The organism is Achromobacter sp. 413638 (assembly GCF_043119405.1).
In the GTDB taxonomy this organism is placed as follows: domain Bacteria; phylum Pseudomonadota; class Gammaproteobacteria; order Burkholderiales; family Burkholderiaceae_B; genus Achromobacter.
Genome location: NZ_JBICCO010000044.1, coordinates 34,592 through 50,753 on the forward strand (window position 1 = coordinate 34,592; position 16,162 = coordinate 50,753).

At 67.5% G+C, this 16,162-nt stretch carries 14 protein-coding genes; 4 read left to right on the top strand and 10 right to left on the bottom strand.

Features of this window, described 5'->3' with window-relative positions:
- Nucleotides 1–55: 55 nt before the first annotated feature.
- The 8 genes from ACEU5R_RS18250 to ACEU5R_RS18285 all read right to left on the bottom strand — a co-directional run bounded on the left by ACEU5R_RS18250 (nt 56) and on the right by ACEU5R_RS18285 (nt 9,518).
- A complete protein-coding gene (locus ACEU5R_RS18250) occupies nt 56–1,459 on the bottom strand; it encodes an amino acid permease (RefSeq protein WP_392411130.1) in 1,404 nt (467 codons plus the stop codon).
- 69 nt (nt 1,460–1,528) lie between these two features.
- The gene (locus tag ACEU5R_RS18255) at nt 1,529–2,671 is read right to left on the bottom strand and encodes an aminotransferase class V-fold PLP-dependent enzyme (RefSeq protein WP_392411131.1); all 1,143 of its coding nucleotides are present in this window, start codon (nt 2,669–2,671) and stop codon (nt 1,529–1,531) included.
- 34 nt (nt 2,672–2,705) lie between these two features.
- Nucleotides 2,706–3,785: a porin gene (locus ACEU5R_RS18260; RefSeq protein ID WP_392411132.1), complete on the bottom strand. Its 1,080-nt coding sequence runs from the start codon at nt 3,783–3,785 to the stop codon at nt 2,706–2,708.
- A gap of 93 nt (nt 3,786–3,878) precedes the next feature.
- Nucleotides 3,879–5,039, bottom strand: coding sequence for a pyridoxal phosphate-dependent aminotransferase (locus tag ACEU5R_RS18265; RefSeq protein WP_392411133.1), 1,161 nt, complete (start codon nt 5,037–5,039; stop codon nt 3,879–3,881).
- Between the two features lie 140 nt (nt 5,040–5,179).
- Complete coding sequence (locus ACEU5R_RS18270) at nt 5,180–5,950, bottom strand: cyclase family protein (protein WP_392411134.1); 771 nt, start codon at nt 5,948–5,950, stop codon at nt 5,180–5,182.
- Between the two features lie 10 nt (nt 5,951–5,960).
- A complete protein-coding gene (locus ACEU5R_RS18275) occupies nt 5,961–7,388 on the bottom strand; it encodes an FAD-binding oxidoreductase (RefSeq protein WP_392411135.1) in 1,428 nt (475 codons plus the stop codon).
- A 27-nt stretch (nt 7,389–7,415) separates the two neighbouring features.
- Entirely contained in the window at nt 7,416–8,720 is a 1,305-nt protein-coding gene (locus tag ACEU5R_RS18280; RefSeq protein WP_392411137.1) for an MFS transporter, read from the bottom strand.
- 57 nt (nt 8,721–8,777) lie between these two features.
- Nucleotides 8,778–9,518: an HpcH/HpaI aldolase/citrate lyase family protein gene (locus ACEU5R_RS18285; protein ID WP_392411138.1), complete on the bottom strand. Its 741-nt coding sequence runs from the start codon at nt 9,516–9,518 to the stop codon at nt 8,778–8,780.
- Nucleotides 9,519–9,843: 325 nt separating this feature from the next.
- Between ACEU5R_RS18285 and ACEU5R_RS18290 the strand changes: the two genes are divergently transcribed.
- From ACEU5R_RS18290 to ACEU5R_RS18305, 4 genes are read left to right on the top strand one after another with little or no spacing between them, the layout of a single operon-like run.
- Nucleotides 9,844–10,548, top strand: a complete 705-nt coding sequence (locus ACEU5R_RS18290; protein ID WP_103271789.1) for an ethyl tert-butyl ether degradation protein EthD — start codon at nt 9,844–9,846, stop codon at nt 10,546–10,548.
- Entirely contained in the window at nt 10,545–11,690 is a 1,146-nt protein-coding gene (locus tag ACEU5R_RS18295; protein WP_392411139.1) for an LLM class flavin-dependent oxidoreductase, read from the top strand. Before ACEU5R_RS18290 ends, ACEU5R_RS18295 begins: the two co-directional genes overlap by 4 nt.
- 8 nt (nt 11,691–11,698) lie before the next feature.
- Nucleotides 11,699–12,238 (top strand): flavin reductase family protein, encoded by a 540-nt coding sequence (locus ACEU5R_RS18300; protein WP_392411140.1) that lies wholly within the window; start codon nt 11,699–11,701, stop codon nt 12,236–12,238.
- 49 nt (nt 12,239–12,287) lie between these two features.
- Complete coding sequence (locus ACEU5R_RS18305; protein WP_158658313.1) at nt 12,288–12,980, top strand: GntR family transcriptional regulator; 693 nt, start codon at nt 12,288–12,290, stop codon at nt 12,978–12,980.
- A gap of 268 nt (nt 12,981–13,248) precedes the next feature.
- Here the strand turns inward: ACEU5R_RS18305 and ACEU5R_RS18310 are convergent, their stop codons facing one another.
- Nucleotides 13,249–14,385 (bottom strand): FAD-dependent oxidoreductase, encoded by a 1,137-nt coding sequence (locus ACEU5R_RS18310; protein ID WP_392411141.1) that lies wholly within the window; start codon nt 14,383–14,385, stop codon nt 13,249–13,251.
- Nucleotides 14,386–14,554: 169 nt separating this feature from the next.
- Nucleotides 14,555–16,162, bottom strand: a 1,608-nt coding sequence (locus tag ACEU5R_RS18315) for an RNA-binding domain-containing protein (protein ID WP_392411142.1), incomplete at its 5' end; no start/stop codon positions are given.

Genomic DNA, 16,162 nt, shown 5'->3' on the forward strand with positions numbered 1-16,162 from the left:
CGGGGACCGAGGCCCGGGGGCGACGGATTCGCCGCCTCCCGGGGAGCGTCACGCCCTACCCCCGCGCCACCGCCGGCGCGCCGGCAGGTCCCTGCCGCCGGCGCCAGAACACATACGCCAGCGATACCCCGATCAGCCATGGCACGCCGATGATCCACGAGATGTTCCAGAACTCGGTGTCCAGCCCCATCGTGACCAGGATCCCGACCAGCAGCGCGATGCCGGTGATCTGGGCGATGGGAAACAGCGGCATGCGCACCGGCAGCGCGGCGCCACGCCAGGCGCGACGGAAGCGCAGGTGCGTGACCAGGATCATGATCCAGACGAAGATGCCGCCGAACAGCGCCACGCCGAACAGGTAGTTGTAGGCATGCGGGCTGAAGAAGGACACGCTGGTGGTGGCCAGCACGCCCGCGCCGGAGATCAGCGTGGCGCGCAGCGGCGTGCCGTTGGCGGTGAGCTTGCCGACGAAGCCCGGCGCATAGCCGCCGCGCGACAGCGAGAAAAGCATGCGCGAGGACAGGTAGATGTTGGTGTTCATGCTGGACAGCGCGGCGGTGATCACCACGAAGTTCATGATGCCCGCCGCCTGCGCGATGCCGGCGTGCGCGAACAGCTTCACGAAGGGGCTTTGCTGCACCACCTTCGCGCCAGCCTCGGTCCAGGGCAGGTAGGCCACCATGATGCCCAGCGCCAGCACATAGAACAGCGTCAGCCGCAGCACCATGGATTTGAGCGCGTGCGGGATGGCCTGCTTGGGGTTCTCCGCCTCGCCCGAGGTCACGGCCACGATCTCCACGCCGTAGAACGAGAAGATCGCCATCAGCACGCCCATCCATACGCCGCTGAAGCCGTGAGGCATGAAGCCGCCCTCCAGCCCGGTCAGGTTGTGCATGCCGACCGGCGGCCGGCCAGTGCCGATGCCGAACACGTGCGCCAGCCCGATGACGATGAAGGCCATGATGGCGGCCACCTTGATCAGCGCGAACCAGTATTCGAACGAGCCGAAGTTCGCCACCGACTTGCAGTTCACGTAGATCAGGATCAGCCCGAACGCCGCCGACCACATCCATACCGGCGTGCCGGGGAACCAGTAGGTCATGTACAGCCCCACCGCCACCGCCTCGCCGCCCACGGCCACGACCTGGATGATCCAGTAGGTGTAGCGCACCACGAAGCCGGCCCAGCGGTTCAGGTACATCTCGGCGTAGGTGCCGAACGAGCCGGCCGACGGATGCGCCACCGCCATCTCGGCCAGGCTGAACACCATGATGACCGCGATCAGCGCGGCGATGGCGTAGCTGATCAATACCGCCGGCCCTGCGTAGCCGATGGCGATGCCGCTGCCCATGAAGAGCCCGGTGCCGATGGCGCCGCCGATGGCGATCATGGTGATCTGGCGCTTGGTCAGCGCCTTGTGCAGGCCGGCCTCGCGCGTGGTGATGTTGGATGATTCCATGCCGCGTTCCCCTAGTTTGTGAATATGCGGTGTGCGATGGATGCGATGGGTGCTTTCAGGCCACGGCAATCAGGCCGCGGGCAGCAGGCGGTCCAGTTCGTCGATCACGGTGGCCTGCGTCAGCACGCCCGGCGACAGACGCAGCACCTGGCCGCGCGTGTCGGCCAACACGCCCTCGGTTGCGAGGCGCGCTTCCAGCGCCTGCGCGTCGATAGGCGCGGGCAGCTCGACCATGACGCTTCCGCCGCGTTCGCTGGCATCGCGCGGCGAGCGCAGCCGGTAGCCCTTGGCATCGGCCAGCGCGATCAGCTTGCGCGATAGCGCCTGGTTGTGCGCGCGCATGCCCTGCGCGGCCGGCGACAGCAGCCAAGACAATCCCGGCGCCGAGGCCACGTAGGGCAGAAAGGACGGCGTGCCGTTGTCGAAGCGGCGCGCCTGCGTGGCCAGCGAGTATTTGTCCAGGTCCCAGTTGAAGGGATCGGGCTGGCTGAACCAGCCCTGCACCAGCGGCTGCAGGCGCTCGTCCAGCAGCGCCGGGTTGATGTAGGCCAGGCCCGCGCCGGGCGCGCCGCAGAGCCACTTGAGCGTGGTGGTGGCGGCGAAGTCGATGGCGGGGGCGCTGACGTCCACGTCGACGATGCCGGCGGCCTGGGTGATGTCCACCGCGATCAGGCTGCCCTGCGCGCGGCCATGGGCGGCCAGCCTTTGCAGGCCGGCGCGCTTGGACGCGGTCGAGGTGACCAGCGTGATGATGGCCAGCGCCACGTCGTCCTGCCAGCGCGCGATATAGCCGTCGTCGGTGACGTAGCCGGCGGCCGCGTCCACCGGCACCGTGTCCAGCGTGTAGCCCAGCAGCGGCGCCAGGCCGGTCAGCATGTAGTGCAGGCTGGGGAAGCAGTCGGCGGCGATCAGCACGCGCTTGCCGTTCAGCCGTGCGCGACCCAGCGCGCCGACGAACTGCGCGAAGGCCTGGGTCACGTTCTCGGCCGCGTAGACCGCGTCGGCTGGCGCGCGCAGCAGGCGCGCATACAGGTCCAGCACCTGGCGGCGCGCCGCCAGGCCGTCGTCCCAGCGTTGCAGGCCGGGCCTGCACCAGCTGGTCGTGAAGCCTTCCAGCGCCGCGCGCATGGCGGCCTGCTGGCCGGGGAACATGCCGACCGAGTGGTACAGCAGCCAGCCGGCCTTGTCGTGTTCCTGGGGTGTCGTGCTCATGGGGATCCTTGGATGTCGCGGGCGCGGCGCGCCGTCAGAAAATGTGGCGCAGGCCGACGCCCAGGCCGGTCTGGTTGTTCTTGCCCGGCATCTCGGCGTTGGCGCCGCCGCTGGTCCGGTTGAAGTCCACCGTGCCGTAGACCTGGGTGCGCTTGGACAGGCTGTACTCGGCCAGCAGCACGGCGGCGTGGCGCTTGCCACGGTTGCCTTCGAAGCCGTTGATGTTCTTGGCGTCGCTGTAGTAGTAGGCGCCGGTCAGCGCCAGGCGCGGCGTGGCCTGGTAGGTCAGGCCGGTGTACAGCGTCATGTCCTTGCGCGGGTTGGCGCCGGGCGAACCCTGCGCGACGGTGCGCGTCGGCGCGTTCAGCAGGCTGTCGACGAAGCCGCTGGCGTCGCGTCCGCCCATGTAGCCTACGAAGAGCCTGGCCGCGTCCAGCGCGTAGCGCGCGCCCAGGCCCCACATGCGCTGGGCGCGGTCGTCGGGGTCGCGCATTTCCTGGTAGGTGCCGCCAAAGCTCAGCGGGCCGGCGTCGTAGGATGCGCGCGCGCCCCAATAGCTGCCGCGCCGCATGCTGCCGAACTGGTTGCCGAAGCCGTAGGTCAGGCCCAGGTTCAGGCCGCCGAACTTGCCGGCGTAGGTCAGCAGGTTGTCCAGGCGTCCGACCGTGATCAGGAAGGGCCAGGAATTGCCCATGTAGTTGCCCACGGTCAGCGGGTCGAACTCGCCGAAGAAGTTGAAGGACTCGGCGCCCTGGCGGCCCGCCGTCAGCGTGCCCCAGCGGTCGTTGGACAGGCCCACGTAGGCGTAGCGTCCGAACAGCCGGCCGTTCTGGTTGGCCATGCCGGTCTGCGGATCGAAGCCGTTCTCCAGGCGGAACACGGCGCGGCTGCCGTCGCCCAGGTCTTCATCGCCCTTCAGGCCGAAGCGGCTGTTGGTGATGGCGCCGTTGGCGAGCTGCAGCTTGGAGCCGCCGCCGTCATCGACGTGATTGGTGTAGCGGATGCTCTGGTCGATGATCCCGTACAGCGTCACGTTGCTGGCGCTCTGGGCCTGCGCACAGGCGCACAAAGCCAAGCCCGCGGCCGTCGCGGCCGCGCGGAGATTGCGTTGCATGGTCTACCTTCCCCTGATTGTCGGTATGTGGAACAGCGAAGACGGCGCAATGCGCCGGCCGCGGCATGAGGCGGCCGGCCGGTCCGCGGCGGTTCAGCGCGCGCGGCGGATGAAAGCGGAGAGGCGGTCCATTGCCTCGGTGAGCTGGGCGTCGCTGCGCGCGTAGCACAGGCGGATCTGGCGCGCGGATGCCGCGCCGAAGGCGATGCCCGGCGCCAGGCCGACGCCGGCCTCGTGCACGGCGCGCTTGCAGAACGCCAGCGAGTCGTCGATGCCGTCCACGTCGAACATCACGTAGAAGGACGCCTTGTTGGGCACGATGCGCACGCGATCCAGCGCCCCCAGCCGGTCCAGCACGATGGCGCGGCCGCCGCGGCAGCGCTCGACGAAGGAACGCACGAAGGCTTCGCCCTCGTTCAGCGCGACCACGCCGCCGGCCTGCAGGAAGGCCTGGCCGCCGCTGGTGTTGAACTGGATCAGTTTCTCGAAGGTGTCGACCATGCCGCGCGGATAGATCAGCCAGCCCATGCGCCAGCCCGTCATGGCCCAGGACTTGGAGAAGCTGTTGACCACGAACACGGGGTCGTCCGGCGCGGCGATTTCCAGGATGGACGGCGCGTGGGGGCGGTCGTAGACGATGCGCTGGTAGACCTCGTCGGCGATGATGGCGATGCCGCGCCCGCGCGCCCAGGCCAGCAGCTCGCGCTGCTGCGCGTCTTCGAGCATCCAGCCGGTGGGGTTGCCGGGCGAGGCGTAGTAGATGGCGCGGGTGCGGCCGTCGCAGGCGTCGAACAGGCGCTGCAGGTCCAGATGCCAGCCGCTGTCGTCATGGTCCAGCGCCACTTCGCGCGCCTCGCCGCCGGTGATGGTGATGGCGCGCAGGATATTGGGCCAGGACGGCGTGACGCAGACCACGTTGTCGCCCGGCTCGACGATGGCCTGCGCCACCAGCATCACGGCGTTCATGCCGGCGCAGGTGGCGGCGATGCGTTCATCATCGAGCCGCACGCCGCAGAGGCGTTCGTAGTAGCCGGCGATGGCCGCGCGCAGCGCGGGAATGCCGCGGTTCTGCGAGTAGAAGGTATGGCCCGCGGCCAGCGCCTGCGCCGCCGCGTCGCTATAGGCCTTGGGCGTGGGCAGGTCGCTCTCGCCGGCCCACAGGCCGATGACGTCGTCGCGGCCCTGGCCCAGGCGCCAGACATCGATGATGGGCGAATCGGGCATCGTCAGGATCGATGCTCTGGTGGGGTTCATGGCCTTGTCTCCCATGATTATGAATTCTGGATTCAGTTTTTATTTTGTGCGTGAAGATTAGGTCTGGCCCGGGCAAAAGTCAAACCTCGCAAGCGTGTTTTCGGACGCGCGGGAGCCTGGGAAAAACCCGAACCGGCGCGCTAAGCCTCGACCAGCGCCAGCACCCGGCACGGACTGCCCGAACCGCGCCGGATCTTCAAGGGCGGCGTGATCAGGATCGCGCCCGTGGGCGGCAGCTGGTCCAGGTTCACCAGGCTGGCCAGCCCGTAGCGGTTGTTGCCGTGCATCACCGAGTGGCAGGGAAAGGGCTGCGTGAAGGCATGGGCCTGGCCGGCGTCGGTGCCCACGCCTTCGGTGCCCCAGCCCACCACGTCGCGCTCGCGCGCCAGGAAGGCCGGCAGATCGGGATGGCCGCCCGGCGTGTGTGCGCCGTCGTCGCGCAGGTTGAGAAAGGCGGCGGGATCGTCGCGCTGCGACCAGTCCGTGCGCATCAGCACCCAGCTGCCCGGCGCGATGCGGCCGTGCTCGGCTTCCCATTGCTCGACGCGCTCGATGGTGAGCAGGTAGTCAGGGTTGTCGCGCGCCTCGGCCGACACGTCGATGACGCAGGCCGGCGCCACCAGCTTCTGCACGTCTATCGTTTCGGTGGTGTTGTTCGGGTAGTCCTTGCCGGTGATCCAGTGGATCGGCGCGTCGAAGTGCGTGCCCGTGTGTTCGCCGCAGGAGATGTTGTTCCAGTACCAGGCCGGCCCGCGCTCGTCGAAGTTCGAGATCTCGTCCAGGCGGAACGGCGCGCTCTGTCCGTATTGCGGCGGCAGCGGGATGATGGGCGTGCGCGCGTGCAGCGTCTGGCTCAGGTCCACCACGCGCACGGAACCGCTTTGCAGGGCTTGCGCCAGGGTCTTCAGCATGTCGATGCTCCTAGTGTTGGGCGAGCGGCGGCGTCGCGGGCAGCAGCTTGCCGGGGTTGAGGATGCCGCGAGGATCCAGCGCGGCCTTGATGGCGCGCATGGCGGCCAACTCGGCCGGGCTGCGGGTATGGCCGAGGACGCCGCGCTTCTTGGCGCCGATGCCGTGTTCGGCCGACACTGAGCCGCGATGCTCGCGCACGATGCCGTAGACCATGGCCTCGACGGCATCGGCCAGCGCGGCCTGGCCGATGCCCTGTTCGTCTGGCACCTGCACGATCAGGTGCAGGTTGCCGTCGCCCAGGTGGCCGTAGGCCAGCACTGTGCTGGCGGGCCAGGCCTGGCGCAGCGCCGCGTCGCAGCGCTGCGCGGCGAGGCCGATGTCGGCGATCGCGAAGCTGACGTCGAACGCGACCAGGTCCGGCAGCAGCATCGGGAATTCGGCGGTGGCGTCGCGCACGCGCCAGAATGCCGTCGCGTCGGACGTGGACTGCGCGATGGCGGCGTTCTCAATTACGCCGGCGTCCAGCATGGCGCCCATGAACTGCTCGAATGCGGCCTGGTGGCCGTCGCTATCGGCGCCTTCGGATTCCAGCAGCACATAGAACGCGTGCCGGCTGGACAGCGGCGCGCGCAGCGCCGGCACCTGCGCCAGCATGTAGTCCAGGTAGCTCGGCCACATCACTTCGAAGGCCGAGACGCCGGCGGGCAGCCGGCGCTGCGCCTCGGCCAGCAGCCGGGTCACGGCGTCGTAGCCGGACAGGCCGCAATATGCAGTCGCCACCGCCTGCGGCCTGGGCCGCAGGCGCAGCACCGCGCGCGTGATGACGCCCAGCGTGCCTTCGCTGCCGATCATAAGGTGGCGAAGGTCGTAGCCGGTGTTGTCCTTCACCATCTTGCGCGTGCCATCCAGCACGCTGCCGTCGGCCAGCACCACTTCCAACCCCAATACCTGGTCGCGCGCCATGCCATAGCGGATCACGCGGTTGCCGCCGGCGTTGGTCGCGAGATTGCCGCCCAGCGTGCAACTGCCGCGCGCGCCCAGGTCCAGCGGAAACAGCAGGCCCGCCCGCGCCGCCGCCTGCTGCACGGTTTCCAGCGGCGCGCCGGCCTGCACCGTCATGGTGGCCGACAGCGGGTCGATTTCCTCGATGGCGTCCATGCGCGCCAGGCTCAGCGCGATGTCGCCGGCCGTGGTGCAGGCGCCGCCCGCAAGGCCCGTCAACCCGCCCTGCGTCACTACGGGCTGGCCGTGTCTGTTGCAGATGGCCAGCGCGGCCGATACCTGCGGGGTATCGCGCGGCCGCAGCAGCGCCAGCGGCGCCTGCGCCGGCAGGCCGCTCCAGTCGGCATGGCGGTGTTGCTGGATCTGCGCGCGCGGCAGGACGGCATCGCCGCCGAGCACGCGGCGCAGTTCGGACAGGATATCGAGGGCGGGCATGCGGCGTCTCCTGGCGGTGCGTGATATTCAGCGTCGGGGGGCGGGCCGCTCGCTCAGGCAGGCGAGCAGCGCGACGGCCAGCAGCGAGGCGGCGGCGAACATGTACATGGCCACGTCCAGGCGCGACGTCAGCGTCTTGATCCAGCCGACGATGTAGGGCGACACCAGTCCGGGCGCGTTGCCGACGGACGTGATGACCGCGATGGCGACCGCGGCGGAAGCGCCCTGGTAGGCGGCGGTGGGCAGGTTCCAGAACACGGGCAGCGAGGCCATCAGTCCGAACATCGCGATGCTCAGCACGGCCATCGACGCGCTCACGCTGTCGGCCACCCAGGGGCTGGCAGCCCAGCCCGCCGCCGCGGCCACGGACAGCGCCATTAGCACCGGCCGCGTGTTCTGGCGGCGGTCGACATAGGCGCCGACGCCGCACATCGCGACAATGGCCACGCCCCAGGGAATGGCCGAGATCAGGCCGATGGACAGCGGATCCGCGACGCCGGAGGACTTGATGATGGTGGGCAGCCAGAACACGAAGCCGAAGAAGGACATGCCGTAGCAGGCATAGATGCCCGACAGGATCCAGAGGCGCGCGCCGCGTAGTGCCTGGCGCACCGGCGTGTCGTCGACCCCTTCGCGTTCTGCCTGCAGCAGCGCGTTCAACCTGGCGGCTTCTTGCGGCGTCAGCCAGCGGGCCCGTTCCGGCGAGACCGGCAGACAGTACAGCGTGGCCAGGCCCAGCAGCACCGAGGGCACGCCTTCGATCAGGAACAGCCATTGCCAGCCGGCATAGCCGCCCAGTTCGTGGAAATGATGCAGCACCGCGCCGGAAACCGGCCCGACCACGACGCCGGCGACCGCGATGGCGGTCATGAACGCCGCCGTCATCCTGCCGCGGTGCTCGCGCGTGAACCAGCCAGTGAGGTAGAAGATGACGCCGGGAAAGAACCCCGCCTCGGCCATGCCCAGCAGGAAGCGCATGATGTAGAACTGCATTGGCGTCTGCACGAACATCATGCCCGCCGACACCAATCCCCAGGACACCATGATGCGCGCCAGCCAGCGGTGCGCGCCGTAGCGCCGCAGCAGCATGTTGCTGGGCACTTCGAACAGCACGTAGCCGATGAAGAACACGCCCGCGCCCAGGCCGTAGACGGCTTCCGAGAAGCCCAGGTCGTCCAGCATGTCGAGCTTGGCGAAGGCGATGTTCATGCGGTCCACCTGCGCGAACAGGTAGCACACGAACAGGAAGGGCATCAGGCGCCAGGCCGCCTTGCGGAACAGCTTGCGGTCGGCGTCGGGCGTATCGGCTGCATCGGAAAGGCTGTTGCGCATGGTCGTCTCGCTGACGGGAGTGGGACGTCTGGAATTGGCGGCGCGGCCGGGGATGCGCTAGGCGGGCGCCGCGGCCGCCAGGGCCGACTGCAGGCCCTGCTTGAGCAAGTCGATGTCGCTGGCCGCCACCGCCATCCGGTAGCCCTGGCCGTGAGCCTGGCGCGCCGCCTCGGCGCTGCCGGTGTAGATGCCGCAAGGCAGGCCGTGCGCGCGGGCGGCGGCCAAGACCTGCGCGCAATCGTGCCCGATCACGTCGGGATCGGAGGAGCCGCGCGACAGGGACAGATCGCCAGTGCCGATGAACAGATAGTCGATCCCGGGCAGCGCCGCGATGGCCTGCGCGTTTTCCACGCCGGCCACGGTCTCGATCATCAGGCCCACCGAGACCTGCGTGTCGGCTTCCAGCATGGCGGCGATGCCGCCCAGCAGCGGCCGTACGCCGCCGGCCGAGCGGCTGCCGCGCGGCGGGTAGCGGCTGGCGTCCAGCGCGCGCCGGGCGTCGTCGACGGTTTCGATCAGCGGCACCAGCACCGAGGCCGCGCCGGCGTCCAGCGCTTGCGCGATGGCGGCGTGGGTGTTGTCGGCGCAGCGGGCGATGACGGGTACGCGCTGGCCGGTCGAGGCGATGGCGGCCTCGACCGTGCCGCGCTCCCACAGGCCGTGCTGCAGGTCCAGCACGATGGCGGCCGGGCGCGCATGCGCGGTGAACTCCGCCATGGGCGCGCTGCCCAGGGCCAGCCAGACCAGGTCGATGGCGGTGTTGCCCGCCAGGATCGGCTTGAGGGAAGGAAACAGCATGGAAGGCGCTCCTGTTCCGCGCGGCTCGAAGCGAGTTGTGGCGCAGTTTATTTGTTTTGAATTCAGGATTCAGAATGTTTTTTCAGAATAGGAATGGCTGGCGAAAAAGTCAAACCTGTCCTGGCCCATTTGCTTAATAGCTCGGGTAAACGAGCATTTCGACGCGTATTCGGGGTCAGGATCTCAGGGATAGCGAGCATGGTGTGCGCCGATACGCTGATCGACAATCCGGCATCAGCTCTATAAATTGAATTCAGAATTCTTTTATTTGGCATGTCGTCGCGCAAAGCGATGAACGGCGCGCCAGGCGGAGAAAGGAGCGGGCATGGACGTCGTGATGTTCCTCACATGCAGGGCCGGCCGGCTGGCCGGTGATGCGTTGGTGCGCCGGCTGGCCGCGAGCGCTTCGGCCATTCCGGGATTGCGCGAGGCGCTGTTGCACGAGCCGGCCAGCGCGTCCGATCCCTGCCTGGAAACGGAAGCGCCGCCCACGCTGGTGGCGGAACTGCATTTCGACAATCTGCTGGCGCTGGAAGCGGCGGCGACGGCCCGGGGCGCGCTGGCGCGCTGGCTGGACCCGCGTGTCGACCCCTGGCTCGGGCAGGCGGACATCAGCCACCAGGCCATGATGTCGCGCCGCTATGCCGCGGCGCCGGGCGGCTGCACCTATCTGGTCGCCTATCACGGGCATGCCCAGGATCACGATGCCTGGCTGGGTCATTACCTGGATCGGCACGTGCCGCTGATGTTGCGCCTGCCGGGACTGCGCGCACTGGAGGTCTGCACGCGGCTGGACTGGCGCGGCGGGCTGCGGTGGCCGCGCGAAGATGCAGTCCAGCGCAACAAGGTCGTGTTCGACGATGCGTCCGCGCTGGACGCGGCCCTGCGCTCTGACGTGCGCATGGAGATGCGCCGCGATTTCGAAGCCTCGCCCATTTTCCACGGCGGCAACGTCCACTACCCGATGACAACGCGCAGTGCGCCGATGCATGCTTCCTCCGCCTCTCTTTCCGCTACGGAGCGTCCATGATCCAGACCCAGACCCCAGACCCGGCCGCGCGCGCGCATGCGAGCCCTGCCCTGCTGCCCAACCCCATGCGCGGCCCGAATCCATTCAAGCTGGGCGTGTTCTCGGCCAACGCTGATGGCGGCCTGAGCTTCACCACCGTGCCGGAACGCTGGGCCGCGCGTTGGGACGAGGTGCAGCAGGCCGCTGTCATCGCCGATCGCGGCGGCATGGACTTCTTCCTGCCCATCGCGCGTTGGAAGGGCTTCGGCGGCACGACACAGGCGCGCGAATGGTCGTTCGAGACCTTCACCTTCGCCGCCGCGCTGGCCGCCGTCACGCAGCGCATCGCGCTGTTCATGACCGTGCATGTGCCGCTGGTGCATCCGCTGTACGCGGCCAAGGCCCTGGCCACGGTCGATCACATCAGCCACGGGCGCGCCGGCCTGAACATCGTTTGCGGCTGGAACCCCGACGAGTTCGCGATGTTCGGCCAGACGCTTACCGACACGCCTTACGTGCAGGCCGGCGAGTGGGCCGAGATCCTGGAGCGCCTCTACAGCGCGACGGGACCGCTGGATTTCGACGGCCGTTACTACCAGCTCAAGCAGGCGGTCTCCAAGCCGGCCGCGCTGCAATCGCCGCGCCCGGTCACCATGAACGCCGCCTTCGGCGGACCCGGCCGCGACTTCGCCGCGCAGCATTGCGACTATCTCTTCACCACCTTCACCGACATCGAAGGCGGCCGCCAGCACATCGCCGATGTGCGCGCCCGCGCGCTCAAGACCGGGCGCGACGTGGGCGTGTACACGGTCGCGCACGTGGTCTGCCGCGAGACCGAGCAGGAAGCGCGCGACTACTACGAGCATTACTCGCACGTGCACGAGGACACGGCGGCGGTGGACTATCACATGAAGCAGAAGCAGGGGTTTTCCAACAGCCACGACGCGCAGGCCTACCAGCAGTACCGGCAGCGCTTCGCCGCCGGCACCGGCAGTTATCCGCTGGTCGGCACGCCCGAGCAGATCGCGGCCGAGCTGGCGCGCATGCACGAAGCGGGCTTCGGCGGCGCGGCGCTCACCTTCGTCAACTACGTGCAGGAGCTGCCCTACTTCTGCGAACGGGTTCTGCCCCTGCTGCGCGACGCCGGCCTGCGCGTCGAGTGAGGTTCGTCATGAGCGCTCCCGCCCTGCCCCGCGCGCCGGTCGCCGGCATTTCCTCCGAGGCGTTCCGTGCCGGCATGCGCCACCTGGCCGGCGCCGTCACCGTGCTGGCCGCCAGCGGCGCCGATGGCGCGCCCATCGGCCTGGCGGCGACTGCCGTCTGCTCGCTCAGCGCCGAGCCGGCCGCGCTGCTGGCCTGCGTCAACCGAGACACTTCGCTGGGCCGCGTCATCGCGCCCGGCATGGCCTTTTCCGTCAACGTGCTGGGCGCCGGCCATGAGCGGCTGGCGCGCGCCTTCGGCGGCATGCTGGGCCTGGACCAGGAGGCGCGCTTCGCGCTGGGCGCATGGTCGCGGCCCGATGGCCAGACGCCCGTGCTCAACGACGCGCTGGTCTCGTTCTCGTGTCGCGTGTTCCAGCTGATCGAACATGCCAGCCACCTGATCGTGATCGGCGCGGTCGAGCGCGTGACGCCCGCCGAAGGCGCGGCGCTGCAACCCAGCCTGGTCTATCACCATGGCAATTTCGGCAGCCTGCACGCCACCGTATAATTCCCCGGCTCGTTTGAATTCTGAATTCATGTTCCACCGGGAGTTCACGATGGCCCAAGACAGTGCCAAGCTTGTCAAATTGCCTCGCCGCACCGCGCTAAAGCAGACCACGCTGAGCGAATCGGTGTACGCGGAAATCCGTTCGCGCCTGCAGCGCGGCGAGATCGGCCCGAACGACCGCGTGCTGGACTACGAAGTGGCCGAGGAGTTCGACTGTACCCGCATGCCCGTGCGCCAGGCCCTGCTGCGTCTGGTGAGCGAGGGCTACCTGATCGGCACCACGCGCGGCTTCGTCACGCCCACGCTGACCAACGACGACATCCACGAGATCTTCGAAGTGCGCCGCCTGCTCGAGCCCAGCGCGGCCGCGGGCGCCGTCGCCATCCTGGACGACCGCCAGGACGCCGCGCTCAAGCGCGCCTTCCAGAAGGCCGTCAAGGCCCACGACAAGCGCGACGCGGCCCTGATGATCGAGGCCAACATGGAGTTCCGCGACGTCTGGCTGGGCGCCGTGCAGAACGCGCGCCTGCAGGACACCATCCGCCGCTTCACCGACCACGCGCAGCAGGTGCGGCTGGGCACGCTGAGCGACCCGGGCACGCAGAAGATCGTGGTCGACGGCATGCGTGCGCTGCTCGAAGGTTTCCTGGAACGCGATCCGCGCAAGATCAAGACGGCCATGCTGGCGTTCATCGTCAACGCGGAGCAGCAGTATTTCGCGCTGCTGGGCGGACACGACTGAGCGGGTCCGTGGCGCGCCGGCCGGTCGGCGCATGAGGCCACCGCAAGCCGGCGGGCGATGAACGGGTCGTGAGCGCCGACCGTTCGCGTCGGCGGCGAGGACTATGCGCAAGCGCCTGTGGATAAGCGACGGGCTGTGGATAAGCGGCATCTGTGGATAAGCCGCAGGTCGCTTGAACACTCGCCGCTCAGCTGCGCGGCAGATCGAATTCCGGGAACCTGCTGACCATGCGCGTCACGCAACAGGAAACCGCTGCGAGCTGGAACCCTCAGCCGCCGACGCTGGCCCGCATCAAGCGCTTGAATCCCGGAATCCGCACGCTCAGCCCGAACGCCAGATCGCGCCACCATGCCGGCAGGTCCGCCTGGAAACAGGGCGTGAGCGCGCGCGACAGCAGCTGGAAGGCCTGCACCCGCCTGCGCCGTTCCCGCGCGTAAGCCAGGAACCCCGCTTCGATGTCACCCGTGCGGCGCAGCCCGCGCGCCAGGGCCAGCGCGTCGCCCATGGCCAGTGTCGATCCCAGGCCCAGCTGCGGGCTCATGGCGTGGGCGGCATCACCCACCAGGCAGATGCGGCCCTGCGCCAGCCGCTTGGGCCAGGCGTGACGATAGGTGGCGAAGCTGAACTGCGAGTGATCGCGGATCTGGTCCACCACGGGACGGCTTTGCGGCCAAAAGCGGACCAGCTCGGCCTTCCACGTTTCCAGGTCCGATGTCTGCCATTGCGCATGGCGCGCGACGGGCAGGCTCCAGAACATCGCGATGTCCAGTTGCGCGCCGGTGTAGCTGCACGGCATCAGGCCGAACAGCTTGCGCGGGCCATGCATGCGCTGATGCAGGATGGTCGGCCATTGCCAGTCCGCCACGCTGATCATGCCGTTCAGGGCGCCCCAGGCATAGGGCGAGGTTGGCGCCGACAGGCCGCATTGCTGCGCCAGGTCGGAGCCCGAGCCGCTGGCGATCACCGCGCCTTCATAAACCTGCTCATGTTCGCCCCAGCGCAGCAGCACGCGATCGCGGGATGGCTCCAGCGCGGCGATCGGCGCGTCCAGATGCAGGCGCACGCCCAGCTCGCTTGCGCGCTGCTGCAACACCCGCGTCATCGCGGGCCGCGTCACGGCGCGCGCCGGCAGGTCTTGCGCATAGGGGATGTCGACCAGCAGCCAGGAACGATGGCTGCGGCCCTCCAGGCGGTGGATGGGCACGCTGGCTTGGGCGAAGGCATCGAGGGCGCCCAGCTCCCGCAGGGCCAGCAACCCGCCCGGCTGGATCAGCATGCCGGCCCCCACGGGGGCCAGCGTGGGGTGGCGTTCGAAGACGTCGACCTCGGCGCCTTCGCGGGCCAGCGCGATGGCACAGGCCAGGCCGGCGGTGCCGGCGCCGATGATGGCGATGCGGGGGGTCATGCTTGTGAAAAGTCGGTGGACAACCAGCGTATCGGGGACAGCTTGAATCGGGTGCGGATTTTTCGTGTCCTTTTCTTGGCGCTCTCTGCAAAGACTTAGACTCTGGTGCTTTGCAGAGAGATAAGCTATTGATTTATATGGCATTGAGAGAACGTCTCTCTGCGGCTCTCTAATTTTTCTTTGCTCTTGTCTCTGTCAGTCGCCAGCACGGCGCCGTGTCCGATCCGGTGTTGACGATCACTCCATGGCGGCGCTGTCTGGTCAGCAGGTTACTGATCTTGTTGTACTTCTGCTTGTCGTCAAGAGCATCGCTTAACTTGTTCATCAGGAGTTTGTTGATCTCGGCACGGGTCGCCTGACCAAACTTCTCCAGATAATCGGTCAGCAGTTTGACGTAGAACTCGTCGTCTTGCGCCCGGGTGCGGATGTAATCGGCCTTGTTCGCCGTCGCCTCGGCCACGGAGGCTGATACGTGGAAGTTGGGTTTGCGCCCTTCGATCAGCTTGCTGCGCCGCAAGCGCGTGGCGGCTTCGTCAGGGATAGGCAACTTCTTCTGCACACGATCAAGTGCCAGCACATCCGCCAGCGGCAGATCGGTGTTCTGGATCAGCAATCGACTGTAAGCCGGGTCCACCACGCCGCCATAGATCGTCAGCCTGACTGCGCCGGGATCGCTCAGGTCGTAGTCTGGCAATGGAAAGTAGCGTCTTGCCTGCCCTGTATAGATGGAGTGGATGCCATAGCCCATGGTGTCGATCATGTTCAGCTCGACCATTGCCTGGGCCAACGCCGGATTACGGTATCGGCGTGGCGTCTTGTCACCCTGGATGTACTCGTCGGGTTGTCCTTCGAAGAAGTTGCCTTCATTCTCGAATACCAGTCTGTCCGGCAATTCCGTCACCACCACGCGACCATTGCGGGTGTAGTCCTGATGTGCAAGGCAGTTGTGCAGGGCCTCCAATACGATCTTCTGGTCGTACTTGGATACCTCGATAGGCAACAGTTCATCTTGGGGCAGCAGTCGAAGCTGGATGTTGCGAATGCGCTGGTAGAGTTGCGTCGTGCTCAACAAAAAAGGCGGCCCGAAGTGCTCATAGGCCCGTTCCTGGCCTTCCAGTTTCCAGGTCAGTTGTGCGGGGTAGGGAGACAGGCGGTAGGACGATTCAGCCTTGCCGAGCAACAGCAGTGCGGCACGAGTGATTTGGCCACTTTGCGTGACGCGCGCGCGATCAAGGAATGATGCCAGTGGCCAACTCGCCACCTCACCAGATTGGAAACGGTTGGCGTACTTCTGTGCGAAGGACTCCCGCGCTTTTCTTACCGCGGCCTCATCCAGATCATCCAGCGTGGCGCCAGGAACCACCTGCGCCGTCCAATCTTGAGCAAGTGTCTGGTGGCGAATATCATCCAGCTTGTCCAAGCCCAGTGACGTCAGGCTTTCGCCAGCGCGGGCATAGTAGTGGCCTTTCCAGGCAATCGGGATGCCCTGCGGCGCAGCAGGAATCTCGAACATCAGCACGCGGCCATCGCAGTGTTGCAGTTCATGGATTTCACGGAAGGTGATGCGAGGTTCTGCATTTTCCGCAATCTGCATCTTCAACGAGTGGAGGCGTTCGGGTTGCGGGCGATAGTCCGTGCCGACCACGCGACGGCTTTTGTTGTTCACACCGAACACCAGCCAGCCGCCATCGGTTCCGCGCAGGTTGGCTTCGTTTGCCAGCGCGGAGAAGTACTTGCCGATATCGTCGGTACTGTAGTCGCTACCTGCTTGCTTGAA